The sequence below is a fragment of the Burkholderia sp. BCC1644 genome, from assembly GCF_902833225.1.
In the GTDB taxonomy this organism is placed as follows: Bacteria; Pseudomonadota; Gammaproteobacteria; order Burkholderiales; family Burkholderiaceae; genus Burkholderia.
On the sequence record NZ_CADFEI010000020.1, the window covers coordinates 92,150 to 105,878 of the forward strand.

General features: G+C 67.6%; 14 protein-coding genes. 10 read left to right on the forward strand and 4 right to left on the reverse strand.

The features are described 5' to 3' along the window. The first annotated feature begins 443 nt into the window (after window positions 1-443). From dksA to hslU, 3 genes are all read left to right on the forward strand, one after another. Window positions 444-860, forward strand: a complete 417-nt coding sequence (dksA, locus tag HWX87_RS31030) for an RNA polymerase-binding protein DksA (protein WP_006477498.1) — start codon at window positions 444-446, stop codon at window positions 858-860. 236 nt (window positions 861-1,096) lie between these two features. After that, window positions 1,097-1,633, forward strand: coding sequence for an ATP-dependent protease subunit HslV (hslV, locus tag HWX87_RS31035; protein WP_006483683.1), 537 nt, complete (start codon window positions 1,097-1,099; stop codon window positions 1,631-1,633). A 10-nt stretch (window positions 1,634-1,643) separates the two neighbouring features. After that, complete coding sequence (gene hslU, locus HWX87_RS31040) at window positions 1,644-2,987, forward strand: ATP-dependent protease ATPase subunit HslU (RefSeq protein WP_176050794.1); 1,344 nt, start codon at window positions 1,644-1,646, stop codon at window positions 2,985-2,987. A gap of 70 nt (window positions 2,988-3,057) precedes the next feature. Here the strand turns inward: hslU and HWX87_RS31045 are convergent, their stop codons facing one another. The 3 genes from HWX87_RS31045 to HWX87_RS31055 form a co-directional block, all read right to left on the reverse strand. After that, complete coding sequence (locus tag HWX87_RS31045; protein WP_021156278.1) at window positions 3,058-3,600, reverse strand: response regulator transcription factor; 543 nt, start codon at window positions 3,598-3,600, stop codon at window positions 3,058-3,060. 13 nt (window positions 3,601-3,613) lie between these two features. Next, complete coding sequence (locus tag HWX87_RS31050) at window positions 3,614-5,044, reverse strand: ATP-binding protein (RefSeq protein ID WP_176050795.1); 1,431 nt, start codon at window positions 5,042-5,044, stop codon at window positions 3,614-3,616. A gap of 69 nt (window positions 5,045-5,113) precedes the next feature. Then, entirely contained in the window at window positions 5,114-5,338 is a 225-nt protein-coding gene (locus tag HWX87_RS31055; RefSeq protein ID WP_176050796.1) for a cysteine-rich CWC family protein, read from the reverse strand. A 293-nt stretch (window positions 5,339-5,631) separates the two neighbouring features. Between HWX87_RS31055 and argB the strand changes: the two genes are divergently transcribed. From argB to HWX87_RS31090, 7 genes are all read left to right on the forward strand, one after another. Then, on the forward strand, window positions 5,632-6,531 hold the full coding sequence (gene argB, locus HWX87_RS31060; protein ID WP_006754950.1) for an acetylglutamate kinase: 900 nt from the start codon (window positions 5,632-5,634) through the stop codon (window positions 6,529-6,531). Further along, window positions 6,528-7,319, forward strand: a complete 792-nt coding sequence (locus HWX87_RS31065; protein ID WP_176050797.1) for a pyrimidine 5'-nucleotidase — start codon at window positions 6,528-6,530, stop codon at window positions 7,317-7,319. The genes argB and HWX87_RS31065 overlap by 4 nt, the downstream gene beginning before the upstream one ends. After that, window positions 7,286-7,951 (forward strand): nucleoid occlusion factor SlmA, encoded by a 666-nt coding sequence (gene slmA, locus HWX87_RS31070; RefSeq protein ID WP_176050798.1) that lies wholly within the window; start codon window positions 7,286-7,288, stop codon window positions 7,949-7,951. Before HWX87_RS31065 ends, slmA begins: the two co-directional genes overlap by 34 nt. 275 nt (window positions 7,952-8,226) lie before the next feature. Then, a complete protein-coding gene (locus HWX87_RS31075) occupies window positions 8,227-9,372 on the forward strand; it encodes a homoserine O-acetyltransferase (protein WP_176050799.1) in 1,146 nt (381 codons plus the stop codon). Then, window positions 9,369-9,977 (forward strand): methionine biosynthesis protein MetW, encoded by a 609-nt coding sequence (metW, locus tag HWX87_RS31080; protein WP_166962431.1) that lies wholly within the window; start codon window positions 9,369-9,371, stop codon window positions 9,975-9,977. Before HWX87_RS31075 ends, metW begins: the two co-directional genes overlap by 4 nt. Window positions 9,978-10,096: 119 nt before the next feature. Further along, window positions 10,097-11,518, forward strand: a complete 1,422-nt coding sequence (locus HWX87_RS31085) for an AmpG family muropeptide MFS transporter (RefSeq protein WP_176050800.1) — start codon at window positions 10,097-10,099, stop codon at window positions 11,516-11,518. After that, window positions 11,508-12,572: a M48 family metallopeptidase gene (locus HWX87_RS31090; protein WP_176050801.1), complete on the forward strand. Its 1,065-nt coding sequence runs from the start codon at window positions 11,508-11,510 to the stop codon at window positions 12,570-12,572. The genes HWX87_RS31085 and HWX87_RS31090 overlap by 11 nt, the downstream gene beginning before the upstream one ends. 9 nt (window positions 12,573-12,581) lie before the next feature. On the opposite strand, the gene HWX87_RS31095 is transcribed toward HWX87_RS31090, so the two are convergent. Continuing rightward, a complete protein-coding gene (locus HWX87_RS31095) occupies window positions 12,582-13,526 on the reverse strand; it encodes an AraC family transcriptional regulator (protein WP_176050802.1) in 945 nt (314 codons plus the stop codon). Window positions 13,527-13,729 lie beyond the last annotated feature (203 nt).

Sequence of the window (13,729 nt, forward strand, 5' to 3'; positions counted from 1 at the left end):
GAGGCGTCCGCGCGGCGCCCTTTTCGGGCAGGGTTTCGCCGTCATCGCTTTTTCGCGATTTGCGCGTTATATTTTCTAGATATTGGCGCAGCCGACGGGGATCGACCCGATACGGCGCCCGCTTGCGATTCAGTTACAATACGTGCCCGCTGGAGTACGGCAACAAACAGGCCCGGTTCTTGCTGAACCAGTTTTCCGGGCATCGCAACCGCGCCGGATCGCCAATCCGCCTCCCGGCCGCGGCCGATGCGATGTGCCGCGCAGCACACCGGTTCGCAGCGCGCGCAACTCCGCGCCAGGCCTATCCTGGTATTTGAGAACCGGTTTTCCAGAGGCTTTCGGCCCCGCGGCGGCAAATCGCAAATGATTGCAAGCGCGGTTGCGGGTAATCCCAAAGTGCAGGCAATATCTCTCGATTTGCCGCACATTGAAGAAGCAAGCAGATGACGAAGAAACTCTTGACCGAAGCCGAAATCCTGAAGATGAGCGACAAGGATTACATGAATGAGGATCAGCTCGCCTTCTTCAAAAATCGGCTCGAACAGTTGCAGGCGGACATCCTCAAGAATGCAGGCCAGACGACCGAGAACCTGCGCGAGACGGTGATCGTGCCCGATCCCGCCGATCGCGCGACGATCGAGGAAGAGCACGCGCTCGAGCTGCGTACGCGCGATCGCGAACGCAAGCTCCTCAAGAAGGTTCAGCAGTCGCTCGCCCGCATCGATTCCGGCGATTACGGCTGGTGCGAGGAAACCGGCGAGCCGATCGGCATTCCGCGGCTGCTCGCCCGTCCGACCGCCACGCTGTCGCTCGAGGCGCAGGAGCGCCGCGAGTTGCGCCAGAAGCTGTTCGGCGACTGATCGAGCGGCGTTCCGCTCAGACACGCTGCTTCCCGAAAGCGCGCGGCCTGCCGCGCGCTTTTTGTTTTTCCGGCACCGGTTCCCGGCTTGCCGATTTGCCTCCCCGCCTCTTGATATCCCGGCGCCCGCCCTAAAATGAAACGGACGCGCGCCGGGCCGCTCCCCGGCGCACTGCGGATTCACGCGGCGGCGCCTCGCGCCGCCCGACTCTTCCCCGTTTTTCTCAAGGAACGCAGATGGAGCAATTTCACGGCACGACCATCGTTTCGGTCCGGCGCGGCGACAAGGTCGCGCTCGGCGGCGACGGCCAGGTAACCCTCGGCAACATCGTCATGAAGGGTGGCGCGCGGAAAGTGCGACGGATCTACAACAACCAGGTTCTGGTCGGATTCGCGGGCGGCACCGCCGATGCGTTCTCGCTGCTCGACCGCTTCGAGGCGAAGCTCGAGAAGCACCAGGGCAACCTGACCCGTGCGGCCGTCGAGCTCGCGAAGGACTGGCGCACCGACCGGATGCTGCGCCGCCTCGAGGCGATGCTGATCACGGCCGATGCCACCACCACGCTCGTGATCACCGGCAACGGCGACGTGCTCGACCCCGAAGGCGGCATCTGCGCGATCGGCTCGGGCGGCGCCTACGCGCAGGCCGCGGCCCGCGCGCTCGTCGAGAACACCGACCTGTCGCCGCGCGAGATCGTCGAGAAGTCGCTCGGGATCGCCGGCGACATGTGCATCTACACGAACCACAATCGCATCATCGAAACGATCGAGTAAGGACCGCACCATGAGCACCATGACCCCTGCCGAGATCGTCTCGGAACTCGACAAGCACATCATCGGCCAGAACAAGGCGAAGAAGGCCGTCGCGGTCGCGCTGCGCAACCGCTGGCGCCGCCAGCAGGTCGCCGACCCGCTGCGCACGGAAATCACGCCGAAGAACATCCTGATGATCGGGCCGACGGGCGTCGGCAAGACCGAAATCGCACGCCGCCTCGCGAAGCTCGCCGATGCGCCGTTCATCAAGATCGAAGCGACCAAGTTCACCGAAGTCGGCTACGTCGGCCGCGACGTCGACAGCATCGTGCGCGACCTGATCGAGATCTCGGTCAAGCAGACGCGCGAAACCGAGATGCGCAAGGTGCGCAGCAAGGCGACCGACCAAGCGGAAGACCGCATCCTCGACATCCTGCTGCCGCAGCCGCGCGCGGTGGGCTTCGGCGGCAACGCCGAACACGCGAACGACGACAACAACGCGACGCGCCAGACGTTCCGCAAGCGCCTGCGCGAAGGCCAGCTCGACGACAAGGAAGTCGAGCTCGACCTCGAGCAGCCGTCGGCCGGCATGGACATCATGGCGCCGCCGGGCATGGAAGAGATGACCGAGCAGATCCGCTCGATGTTCTCGAACCTCGGCAGCGGCAAGAAGCAGCGTCGCAAGGTGAAGATCAAGGAAGCGCTGAAGCTGCTGACCGACGAGGAAGCGGCGAAGATGCTGAACGACGAGGAAGTGAAGACGAAGGCCGTGCAGAACGTCGAGCAGAACGGCATCGTGTTCCTCGACGAGATCGACAAGATCACGTCGCGCAACAACGAAGGCAGCGGCGGCGAAGTGTCGCGTCAGGGCGTGCAGCGCGACCTGCTGCCGCTCGTCGAAGGCACGACGATCAACACGAAGTACGGGATGGTGAAGACCGATCACATCCTGTTCATCGCGAGCGGCGCGTTCCACCTCGCGAAGCCGAGCGACCTGATCCCCGAACTGCAGGGCCGCTTCCCGATCCGCGTCGAGCTCGACTCGCTGTCGGTGGAAGACTTCGAAGCGATCCTCGACGCGACCGACGCGAGCCTCGTCAAGCAATACCAGGCGCTGCTCGCGACCGAAGACGTGCAGCTCGAATTCGCCGAAGACGGCATCCGCCGCCTCGCGGAGATCGCGTTCTCGGTCAACGAGAAGACCGAGAACATCGGCGCGCGCCGGCTGTACACGGTGATCGAGAAGTTGCTCGAGGAAGTGTCGTTCTCGGCCGGCAACCATGCCGGCGAGCGCGTGACGATCGACGCGAAGTATGTCGAGCGCGCACTCGGCGAAGTGTCGCAGGACGAAGACCTGTCGCGCTACGTGCTGTAACGCGCGCGGCGCCGGATGCGAAACGGGCGGCCCCTTCATCGGGGGTCGCCCGTTTTCGCTGGTGCGCCGCTTACTGCCGCACCGGCTTCTTCGCGAGCTTGCGCTGCAGCGTGCGGCGGTGCATGTTCAGCGCGCGCGCGGTCGCCGAGATGTTGTTGTTGTTCTCTGCGAGCACGCGCTGGATGTGCTCCCATTCGAGCCGGTCGACCGACAGCACGACCGGGTTCTCGAGCGCCTCGTCGGCCTGCACTTCGGTCGCGTTGGTCTGCAGCGCGGCCAGGATCGACTCGACGTTCGCCGGCTTCGCGAGGTAGTTGTCGGCGCCTTCCTTCACGGCCTGCACGGCCGTCGCGATGCTCGCGTAGCCGGTCAGCACCAGGATCCGCGCGTCGGGCTGCAGGTCGCACAGCGGCGCGATCAGGCTCAGGCCCGAATCCTCGCCGAGATGCAGGTCGACGGTGATGAACTGGAACTTGCCGCCCGCGGCCAGCCGGAGCGCGGCCTCCTTGTCATGCGCCTGCTGGACCGCGTAGCCGCGGCGCTCGAGGCCGCGCGCGAGCGTGCCCGCGAACACCTCGTTGTCGTCGATCACCAGGAAATTGTTCTCGCTCATGTGGTTTCTCCGTCTACGTGTTGGTTGAGGCGGCCGGCGCCGCGACGCGCACGACCGGCAGGCGCAGCACGGCCCGCGTGCCGCGCGCGGCAGTGGCAGCGGCCGGGCGGCTGTCCGGCGTGCCGGCCGTCCGTTCGGCTGCACGTTCGCTCGTGCGTGGGCCCGCGCGTGGGCCCGATACGGCAGCGGCGTGGCCATTTGCCGCACCGCCGGCCCGCCCGTTGCCGCCCGCCGCACGCGGCGTGACATCGGACAATTCGATCTCGCCGCCGAGCCGCGCGGCCGCACTGAACGCGAGATACAGGCCAACCCCGTGCCCGCCCTGCGTGCTGTCGACCGGCATCGCGCCGAGCGATTCGCGCAGCGAGGCCGGAATACCGGGCCCGTCGTCGCATACCTCGAATTCGATCTCGTCGGCCGCGCCGCCGTGCGCGACCTTCGCGGCCAGCGTCACGCGCTGCGGGCTCGCACGCGCGGCGTTGTCGAGCAGGATCGTCAGGATCTGGCCGGCCGCGACCGTATCGTCGAGCGCGACGCCCGCCGGACGCGCGCCGAGCAGCTCGAACTGCACATGCGGATGCCGCAGGCGCCAGTGCTCGACGAACGTGTCGAGCCAGTCGTCCACCGGCTGGCGGCTCGCCGGCGCGCTCGCACGGCTGCGCAGGCGCGCGAGCGCCGACGTACAGAGCGACATCTGTTCCTCGAGCACCTTCAGGTCGGCCTCGTAGCGCGCCAGCCCCGGATCGGCGCGTGCCGCGTCGCGCAGCTCTTCGGCGAGCATCGCGATCGTCGACAGCGGCGTGCCCATCTCGTGCGCGACGGTGGCGGCCTGCACGCCGAGCGCAACGGCCCGCTCGTCGCGCAGCAGATGCTGCTGCGCTTCGCCGAGCGCCGAATCGCGCTGGCGCAGCGCATTCGACATGCGCGCGACGAACCACGCGATCAGCCCGACGCTCACCATGAAGTTCGCCCACATGCCGGTGCGGTAGTAGTCGAACAGGTTCGCCGGATTGTCCATGTTGAGCGGCACCGAATCGAAGCCGAGCGCCGCATAACACGCGACCGCGAACGCCGCGAGCCAGATCATCAGGTGCCACGGCAGCACGGCCGCCGCGATCGCGAGCGACGGCAGGTACAGCGACACGAACGGGTTGGTCGTGCCGCCCGACAGGAACAGCAGCGCGGACAGCGCGCCGAGGTCGACCCACAGCTGGCCGAGCAGCTCGAAATTGGTCTCGGGCCGGGCGCGCAGCACGCGCACCCAGGTCAGCGCGTTGAAAACGATTTCGAGCGCGATGACCATCAGCATTGCTGGCAACGGCAGATGCACGCCGAAATAGGTCTGCACGACACCGATCGTCACGAGCTGGCCGATGATCGCAAGATTGCGAAGCCAGAACAGGTGACTGAGGTTGACGCGCCCGGTGGTGGTGATTCGTTGCATCCGAGCAGTTTACCCGTTTAGCGGGCGGCGCCTCCAGCGGGGCCGGATCGGCGCGCAGGGCCGGTTCCGTCAGCCCGTCGCGCGGGCCATCCGCTGCGCGATCTCGTCGGCGAGGCACTCGGGGCAGCGGCAGCGCGCGCCGGCCGCCGGCTGGGCGCCGCCGGGCAGCACCGGCATCGACGCGCACCAGCAGTCGAACGGCTGCGTATGCGCGCCGCAGTCGAAGCCGCGCCCGCAGTGCGGGCAACGCGCGCGGCGCGGAGCGGAACGGGCGTCGGCGGCGGTATCGGTCATGGCGCAATCGCGGAAACGGGCGGGAAGTCGCCCCACGCGACAAGCATAGCGCGGCGAGCGGATTTTGCACGCCGGCCGCTCGTCCGACGTCCGCCGCCAACCCGAGCGCATCCCCCCGCCGCTACCGAGCGCGCACCGCCGCCGGAATCGCGCCGCGCCATAGCCGGCGGGCCGCCGCGCGCTGCGCCACCTCGCGCCGCCGGTGTTCCGGCCCGCCCAAAAACCCGATGCTGCGCTGCGCCACTCCTGTACAATTCGCCGTGTTTCAACCGTTCCCAGCCAGAGCCGCCGCCATGTCCGAGCCCATCGACCTCTCGCAGATCGCCCCCACGCTGAAAGCAGAAATCCTCGCCGAGGCGCTGCCGTACATCCGCCGTTACCACGGCAAGACCGTGGTCATCAAATACGGCGGCAACGCGATGACGGAAGAACGGCTCAAGCAGGGCTTCGCGCGCGACGTGATCCTGCTGAAACTGGTCGGCATCAACCCGGTGATCGTCCACGGCGGCGGCCCGCAGATCGACCAGGCGCTGAAGAAGATCGGCAAGGCCGGCACCTTCATCCAGGGCATGCGCGTCACCGACGAAGAGACGATGGAAGTCGTCGAGTGGGTGCTGGGCGGCGAAGTGCAGCAGGACATCGTCACGCTGATCAACCACTTCGGCGGCCACGCGGTGGGCCTGACGGGCAAGGACGGCGGCCTGATCCACGCACGCAAGCTGCTGATGCCGGACCGCGACAACCCGGGCCAGTACATCGACATCGGCCAGGTCGGCGAAGTCGAGGCGATCAACCCGGCGGTCGTGAAGGCGCTGCAGGACGACGCGTTCATCCCGGTGATCTCGCCGATCGGCTTCGGCGAAGACGGCCTCTCGTACAACATCAACGCAGACCTCGTCGCGGGCAAGCTCGCGACCGTGCTGAACGCCGAGAAGCTGCTGATGATGACCAACATCCCCGGCGTGATGGACAAGGACGGCAACCTGCTGACCGATCTGTCCGCGCGCGAGATCGACGCGCTGTTCGAGGACGGCACGATCTCCGGCGGCATGCTGCCGAAGATCTCGTCGGCGCTCGACGCCGCGAAGAGCGGCGTGAAGTCGGTGCACATCGTCGACGGCCGGATCGAGCATTCGGTGCTGCTGGAAATCCTGACCGAGCAGCCGTTCGGCACGATGATCCGCTCGCATTGAGCGCACGCCGCAAAACCACCCGTCCCGATCTGCCGGCGCCGCTACGACGCCGGCGCATTTCGCGCAGCCGGCCGCGCGCCGGCTCGCCCGTGTGGCTGTTCGATCTCGACAACACGCTGCACCACGCATCGCACGCGATCTTTCCCGAGATCAACCGTGCGATGACGCAATACATCATCGACACGCTGCAGGTCAAGCGAGCCGAAGCCGACCGCCTGCGCACCGGCTACACCGAGCGCTACGGCGCCGCGCTGCTCGGCCTCACGCGCCACCATCCGATCGACCCGCACGACTTCCTGCGCGTGGTCCACACGTTTTCCGACCTGCCCGCCATGATCCGCGCCGAGCGCGGCCTCGCGCGCATCGTCGCCGCGCTGCCGGGCCGCAAGCTGATCCTGACCAACGCGCCGGAGAACTATGCGCGCGCGGTGCTGCGCGAGCTGCGCATCGAGCGGCTGTTCGAGCGCGTGATCGCGATCGAGCACATGCGCGACCGTCGCACGTGGCGTGCGAAGCCCGATCACACGATGCTGCGCCGGACGCTGCGCGCCGCGCATGCACGCCTGTCCGACGCGATCCTCGTCGAAGATACGCGCGGCCACCTGAAGCGCTACAAGCGTCTCGGCATCGGCACGGTATGGATCACCGGCCACTTGCCGGGCCATCTGCCGGTTACCGGGCGTCCCCACTATGTCGACCAGCGCATTCGTTCGCTAAAATCGCTTCGACTGGGCACACGATCGGGGCGACAAAAATGCAGCCGACTTACCCGCAAGACCAAGCCGTAACGGAAAGCCAGGCCACACCCTCCCGCCCGCGCCCGAAGCCGGGCGAGCGCCGCGTCATGATCCTGCAGACGCTCGCGGCGATGCTCGAAACGCCGAAACCCGAGAAAATCACGACGGCCGCGCTCGCGGCCCGGCTCGAGGTATCGGAAGCCGCACTGTACCGGCACTTCACCAGCAAGGCGAAAATGTACGAAGGGCTGATCGAGTTCATCGAGCAGGCACTGTTCGGACTCGTCAACCAGATCGTCGCGAAAGAGCCGAACGGCGTGCTGCAGGCACGCACGATCGCGCTGACGATGCTCAATTTCGCCGCGAAGAACCCGGGGATGACGCGCGTGCTGACCGGCGAGGCGCTGGTCGGCGAGGACGAGCGGCTCACCGAGCGCGTGAACCAGCTGCTCGACCGCATCGAGGCGACCGTCAAGCAGTGCCTGCGGGTCGCGCGTACGGAGGCGAATGCGCCGCAGGACGGCGCGACGCCGTTCGTCCTGCCGGCCGACTACGATCCTGCGGCGCGCGCGAGCCTGCTCGTCAGCTATGTGATCGGCCGGTGGCACCGCTTCGCGAAAGGCGGATTCCAGAAACCGCCGGGCGAGCAGGCCGATGCGCATCTGCGGCTGATCCTGCAGTGATGCGGCGCTGACGGCATGCCGCGCCACGCGCCGGAATCCGCCTCCCGCAATTTCCGCTATACTTTGCCGACTTGCCGCCCCCGTGGCGGCAGGCCGGAAGCGCGCCGATTTGCTGACTCGATTGCGGGCGCGCGAACCGGCCGGGGCGTTGATCGTGTCTTTGTCCCGGCGGTTCACTACAAATGCGGCTAAAGAGGTCGTCAGCCGCGCACCTCCGACTCCGCGCCTCGCCGACACCATTTAGCCGCCCAGTCATAAGGCATAAGGCGGAACGAATGGAATCGATCGGCATCGTCGCTCCACAGACCATGCACTTCGCCGAACCGCTGCGCTTGCAAAGCGGCAGCGTCATCGGCAACTATCAGCTCGTCGTCGAGACGTACGGCGAACTCAACGCCGCGCGCTCGAACGCGGTGCTCGTCTGCCACGCGCTCAACGCATCGCACCACGTCGCCGGCGTCTACGCGGACGATCCGCGCAGCACCGGCTGGTGGGACAACATGGTCGGCCCCGGCAAGCCGCTCGACACCAACCGTTTCTTCGTGATCGGCGTGAACAATCTCGGCTCGTGTTTCGGCTCGACCGGCCCGATGAGCGTCGATCCGTCGACCGGCAAGCCGTACGGTGCGCGCTACCCGGTCGTCACGGTCGAGGACTGGGTGCACGCGCAGGCGCGCGTCGCCGACGCGTTCGGCATCGAGCGCTTCGCCGCGGTGATGGGCGGCAGCCTCGGCGGCATGCAGGCGCTCGCGTGGAGCCTGATGTATCCGGAGCGCGTCGCGCACTGCATCGACATCGCGTCGACGCCGAAGCTGTCCGCGCAAAACATCGCGTTCAACGAGGTCGCGCGCTCGGCGATCCTGTCCGATCCCGACTTCCACGGCGGCGACTACTATGCGCACGGCGTGAAGCCGAAGCGCGGCCTGCGCGTCGCGCGGATGATCGGCCACATCACGTACCTGTCCGACGACGACATGGCCGAGAAATTCGGCCGCGCGCTGCGCCGCGCCGACGGTGCGCTCGACGCGTACAACTTCAGCTTCGACGTCGAATTCGAGGTCGAGTCGTACCTGCGCTACCAGGGCGACAAGTTCGCCGACTACTTCGATGCGAACACGTACCTGCTGATCACGCGCGCGCTCGACTACTTCGACCCGGCGAAGGCGTTCGACGGCAACCTGACGGCCGCGCTCGCGCACACGCAGGCGAAGTACCTGATCGCGAGCTTCTCGACCGACTGGCGTTTCGCGCCCGCACGCTCGCGCGAGATCGTGAAGGCGCTGCTCGACAACAAGCGCACGGTCAGCTACGCGGAAATCGACGCACCGCACGGCCACGACGCGTTCCTGCTCGACGACGCGCGCTATCACAACCTGATCCGCGCGTATTACGAACGAATCGCCAACGAGGTGGGCGCATGAACCAGCAAGCGCTGAATTCCCTGTCCGCGCGCGCGGACTTCCGCACGATCGCACGCTGGGTCGAGCCGCGCTCGACCGTGCTCGACCTGGGCTGCGGCGACGGCTCGCTGCTCGCGCTGCTGATGGAAGAGCTGGACGTCACCGGTTACGGCATCGAACTGAACGACGCGGGCGTGCTCGCGAGCGCGAAGAACGGCATCAACGTGATCCAGCAGAATCTCGAGGACGGCCTGCGGCTGTTCGAGGACCACAGCTTCGACATCGCGATCCTGTCGCAAACCTTGCAGACGATCCACCAGACGGCCGCGATCCTGCGCGAAACGGCGCGCGTCGGCCGCGAGTGCATCGTGTCGTTCCCGAACTTCGGTTACTGGTCGCACCGGCTGTCGGTGCTGCACGGCCGGATGCCCGTGTCGAAATCGCTGCCGTACCAGTGGCACAACACGCCGAACGTGCGGGTACTGACGATCGAGGATTTCGAGGCGCTCGCGCCCGAAGTCGGCGTCACGATCCTCGACCGCGTCGTGCTGCACGAAGGCCAGCCGATTCGATGGGGAGCGAACTGGCGTGGTAGTCTTGCTGTCTATCGCGTCAAGCGCAGCTGAGCCGGGGGGCCGTTGACGGACGCCGACGGCCCGCACGCACGTGCGGCCGCGCTCCTGTGCTACCCGCGCCGCCGCCTGCGCTGCCGCCGCAATCAGTCAACGCTACCCAGTTCCAGTCCATGTCGAAAACGCCACACGAGGCGCCCGCACTCACCGCTCACGAGGAGCACCCCGGCTGGCGAGCCTATCTGAACACGCACATGCTGATCTGCGTGTTCCTGGGATTCACGTCGGGCCTGCCGCTGTTCACGCTCGTCTACCTCGTGCAGGCATGGCTGCGCTCCGAAGGCGTGAACCTGAAGGAAATCGGCCTGTTCGCGCTGATCCAGTTCCCGTATACGTGGAAGTTCCTGTGGGCGCCGCTGATGGACCGCTACATCCCGCGCCTGCCCGGCTGGCGGCCGGGCCGCCGGCGCGGCTGGATGCTGCTCACGCAGGTGCTGGTCGCGGGCGCGATCGCCGCGCTCGGCTTCGTGTCGCCGCGCGACTCGATCTGGACGGTGGCCGCGCTCACGACGCTCGTCGCGTTCTTCGGCGCGAGCTCCGACATCGTGATCGACGCGTATCGCCGCGAACTGCTGCGCGACACCGAGCAGGGCCTCGGCAACGCGGTGCACGTGAATGCGTACAAGCTCGCCGCACTGATTCCCGGCTCGCTGGCGCTGATCCTGTCCGACCACATGCCGTGGGACGCCGTGTTCGCGCTCACCGGCGCGTTCATGCTGCCGGGCATCCTGATGACGCTGCTGGTGCGCGAGCCCGAAGTGGTCGGCGCGCCGCCGCGCAACCTGCGCGACGCCATCGTGCTGCCGTTCCGCGAATTCATTCAGCGCGACGGCTGGGCCGGTGCGCTGCTCGTCATCGCGTTCATCTTCCTGTTCAAGATCGGCGACACGATGGCGACCACGCTGTCAACGTCGTTCTTCCTCGACATCGGCTTCTCGCGCACCGAGATCGGCATCGTCGCGAAAACCACCGCGCTCGTCGCGAGCGTCGCCGGCGGCATCATCGGCGGCATCTGGCTCGTGAAGATCGGCATCGGCCGCGGGCTGTGGGTCTTCGGCGCGCTGCAGATGGTGTCGACGCTCGGCTTCGCGTGGCTTGCGCACGTCGGCCCCAGCTCGCCGGTGCTCGCGATGCTCTACGAATTCACGGTCACGGCAAGCCACGCGCTCGCGTCGTTCCTGTCGATCTTCGGCTTCGAGGTCACGCCGCATCTGAGCCCGATGACCGTCGCGCTCGCGCTGGTCTATGGCTTCGAAACCTTCACGACCGGCCTGACGATGGCCGCGTTCGTCGCGTACATCGCCAGCACGACCGACCCGCGCTATACGGCCACGCAGTTCGCGCTGTTCACGAGCCTCGCGTCGGTGCCGCGCACGCTCGCGTCGGCCGCGAGCGGCTTCATCGTCGCGAAGATCGGCTGGTTCGACTACTTCATCGTGTGTACCGCGCTCGCGATTCCCGGCATGCTGCTGCTGTTCAAGATCGCGCCGTGGAACGGCACCGCACGCAACGGCGAGGCCAGCCGTGCGCAGTAGCCGCCTGCGCCGCGTCGCGCGCGTTGCGGCCTCGCTGGGCATCGGCGCCGCGGCACTCGCCGCGACGTTCGCGCACGCGTCCGACACCGCCGCGACGGCGGCGGGCTCAGCGCCAGCCGCCACGCCCGCTACCGCGCCCGCGCCTTCGGCTTCCACCGCACCCGTCGCGCCGTCCGCCGCCGAAGCCGCCCAGCCGACCGGCGCAGCCGTGCCGGCGAAGGCGTATGCGCAGACGCCGCAACAGCAGGTCCGCTACGGCAACGCAATCGCGTTCCGCACGCTGATCCCGTCGCCGCTGCTCGAGCAGCTCACCGCGAACGAATACACGCAGATCGTGCAGGCGGCCGCCGACAGCAACCGGTTGCTGCCGGCGAACCAGCCGCGCGTGAAGCGCCTGCGCGCGATCGTCGCGAAGCTCGCGCCGTATTCGGTGAAGTGGAACGATCGCGTGAAGAGCTGGACGTGGGACGTCAACGCGATCCGCTCGCGCGACATCCGCCTGACCTGCCTGCCGGGCGGCAAGGTGCTCGTGTATGGCGGCATGCTCGACCGCGTCCGCCTGAACGACGACGAGCTCGGCGTGCTGCTCGCGCACGGCATCGCGCACGCGCTGCGCGAACACGCGCGCAGCAACTTCAGCGCGACGTCGCAGACGTCGCTGCGTGCGGCCGCGCTGCCGCCGCTGTTCGGCGTCGGCGATCCGCTGCCGCAGGCGCTGAATCTCGGCGAGCGCCTGCAATCGCTTCACTACGAGCCGACCGACGAGACCGAAGCCGACGTGATCGGCGGCGACATCGCCGCACGCGCGGGCTTCGATCCGCGCGCGGCCATCACGCTGTGGGACAAGCTCGCGGTCGCGACACGCGCGAACAAGGCGACGGGCTTCATCTACACGCACCCGTACAGCACCGCGCGACGCCAGGATCTGCTGAACCGGCTGCCCGACCTGATTCCGCTGTATGCAAAGGCGATCGGCAAGCGTGTCGACTCGCTGCCCGACTATGCGGGCATCAGCGCGCAGCGGCGCAAAGTCGTCCGGCGCGCCGCCGGGTGACGCCGGGCGCTACGCGTCCACGTCGGCCGCGACCGGGCGGACACCGCTTTCACGCATCCAGCGCACCTCGTCACCGGGGCTGCGGCCGAACAGCCGCTTGAACTCGCGGCTGAACTGCGATGCGCTCGCGTAGCCGACGCGCGCGGCCGCCGTGCCGGCGCCGACACCGTCCTGCACCATCATCAGCCGCGCCTGGTGTAGCCGCGCGGCCTTCACGTACTGCATCGGCGACGTTGCCGTCACGTGCTTGAACTGCGCGTGGAACACCGCGAGGCTCATCCCGGCTTCGCGCGCGAGCGTCTCGACATCGAGGTCGGCCGTCAGCTCCGCATGGATGCGCCGCAGCGCCTTCGCGATGCGGCCGAAGCGATGCTGCTGCACGAGCGCCGCGCGCATCGCGTCGCCCTGCTCGCCCGTCAGCACGCGATACGCGATCTCGCGCATGATCGCGGGCCCCAGCACGCGCGTGTCGTGCGGCGACGCGAGCGTTTCGAGCAGCCGCACGACCGCGTCGGCCAGCGGCGCGTCGAGCGGCGTCGAATAGACACCGAGCGGTTCGCTGACGGCCGCGCCGAGCGTCTCGTCGAGCAGGATCGCCAGTTCGGCGATCACCGCGAGGTCGACGCGGATCGAGATCGCGAGAAACGGCTCGTCCATGCTCGCGAACGTCTCGCACTCGAACGGCAGCGGCACCGACAGCACCAGGTACTGCTGCGCGTCGTACACGAACGAGCGGCCGCCGAGGTAACCGAGCTTGCGCCCCTGGCACACGACGATGATGCTCGGTTCGTACAGCACGGGCATGCGTGGCGCGGGACGGCTCACGCGAAAGAGGCGCACGCCGTCGAGCGCCGCGAACGTGTCGCCTTCGTTCGGCGCGAGGCGCGTGTGCAACTCGATCATGCGGCGCTGCACACGGTCGCCCGCATCGGCAAAAAGGGGCTGGACGCTCATCGGCGTGGTCCTGTCCGGCAAGAGAATCTGGCTCGCAATGTAGCACCTTGCACGCGTTTTAACGGCAGTTCGCGCGCAGTTCAAGAGGAATAGGCAAATCTTCCAGACCTTCGTGTATTTCGCCGCGGCGCCGCGCTCCGTACGATGACGTCCTGCCTCGCCGCATCGCCACATGATGCGACGGCAGTCTGATTCGCCGGATC

Bases quoted from the DNA above. Each gene is read 5' to 3' on its own strand.
- hslU (WP_176050794.1), top strand. From the start codon at position 1,644: ATGAGCACCATGACCCCTGCCGAGATCGTCTCGGAACTCGACAAGCAC.
- HWX87_RS31045 (WP_021156278.1), bottom strand. From the start codon at position 3,600: ATGAGCGAGAACAATTTCCTGGTGATCGACGACAACGAGGTGTTCGCG.
- HWX87_RS31055 (WP_176050796.1), bottom strand. From the start codon at position 5,338: ATGACCGATACCGCCGCCGACGCCCGTTCCGCTCCGCGCCGCGCGCGT.
- HWX87_RS31050 (WP_176050795.1), bottom strand. From the start codon at position 5,044: ATGCAACGAATCACCACCACCGGGCGCGTCAACCTCAGTCACCTGTTC.
- metW (WP_166962431.1), top strand. From the start codon at position 9,369: ATGAACCAGCAAGCGCTGAATTCCCTGTCCGCGCGCGCGGACTTCCGC.
- HWX87_RS31085 (WP_176050800.1), top strand. From the start codon at position 10,097: ATGTCGAAAACGCCACACGAGGCGCCCGCACTCACCGCTCACGAGGAG.
- slmA (WP_176050798.1), top strand. From the start codon at position 7,286: ATGCAGCCGACTTACCCGCAAGACCAAGCCGTAACGGAAAGCCAGGCC.
- dksA (WP_006477498.1), top strand. From the start codon at position 444: ATGACGAAGAAACTCTTGACCGAAGCCGAAATCCTGAAGATGAGCGAC.
- argB (WP_006754950.1), top strand. From the start codon at position 5,632: ATGTCCGAGCCCATCGACCTCTCGCAGATCGCCCCCACGCTGAAAGCA.
- hslV (WP_006483683.1), top strand. From the start codon at position 1,097: ATGGAGCAATTTCACGGCACGACCATCGTTTCGGTCCGGCGCGGCGAC.
- HWX87_RS31075 (WP_176050799.1), top strand. From the start codon at position 8,227: ATGGAATCGATCGGCATCGTCGCTCCACAGACCATGCACTTCGCCGAA.
- HWX87_RS31095 (WP_176050802.1), bottom strand. From the start codon at position 13,526: ATGAGCGTCCAGCCCCTTTTTGCCGATGCGGGCGACCGTGTGCAGCGC.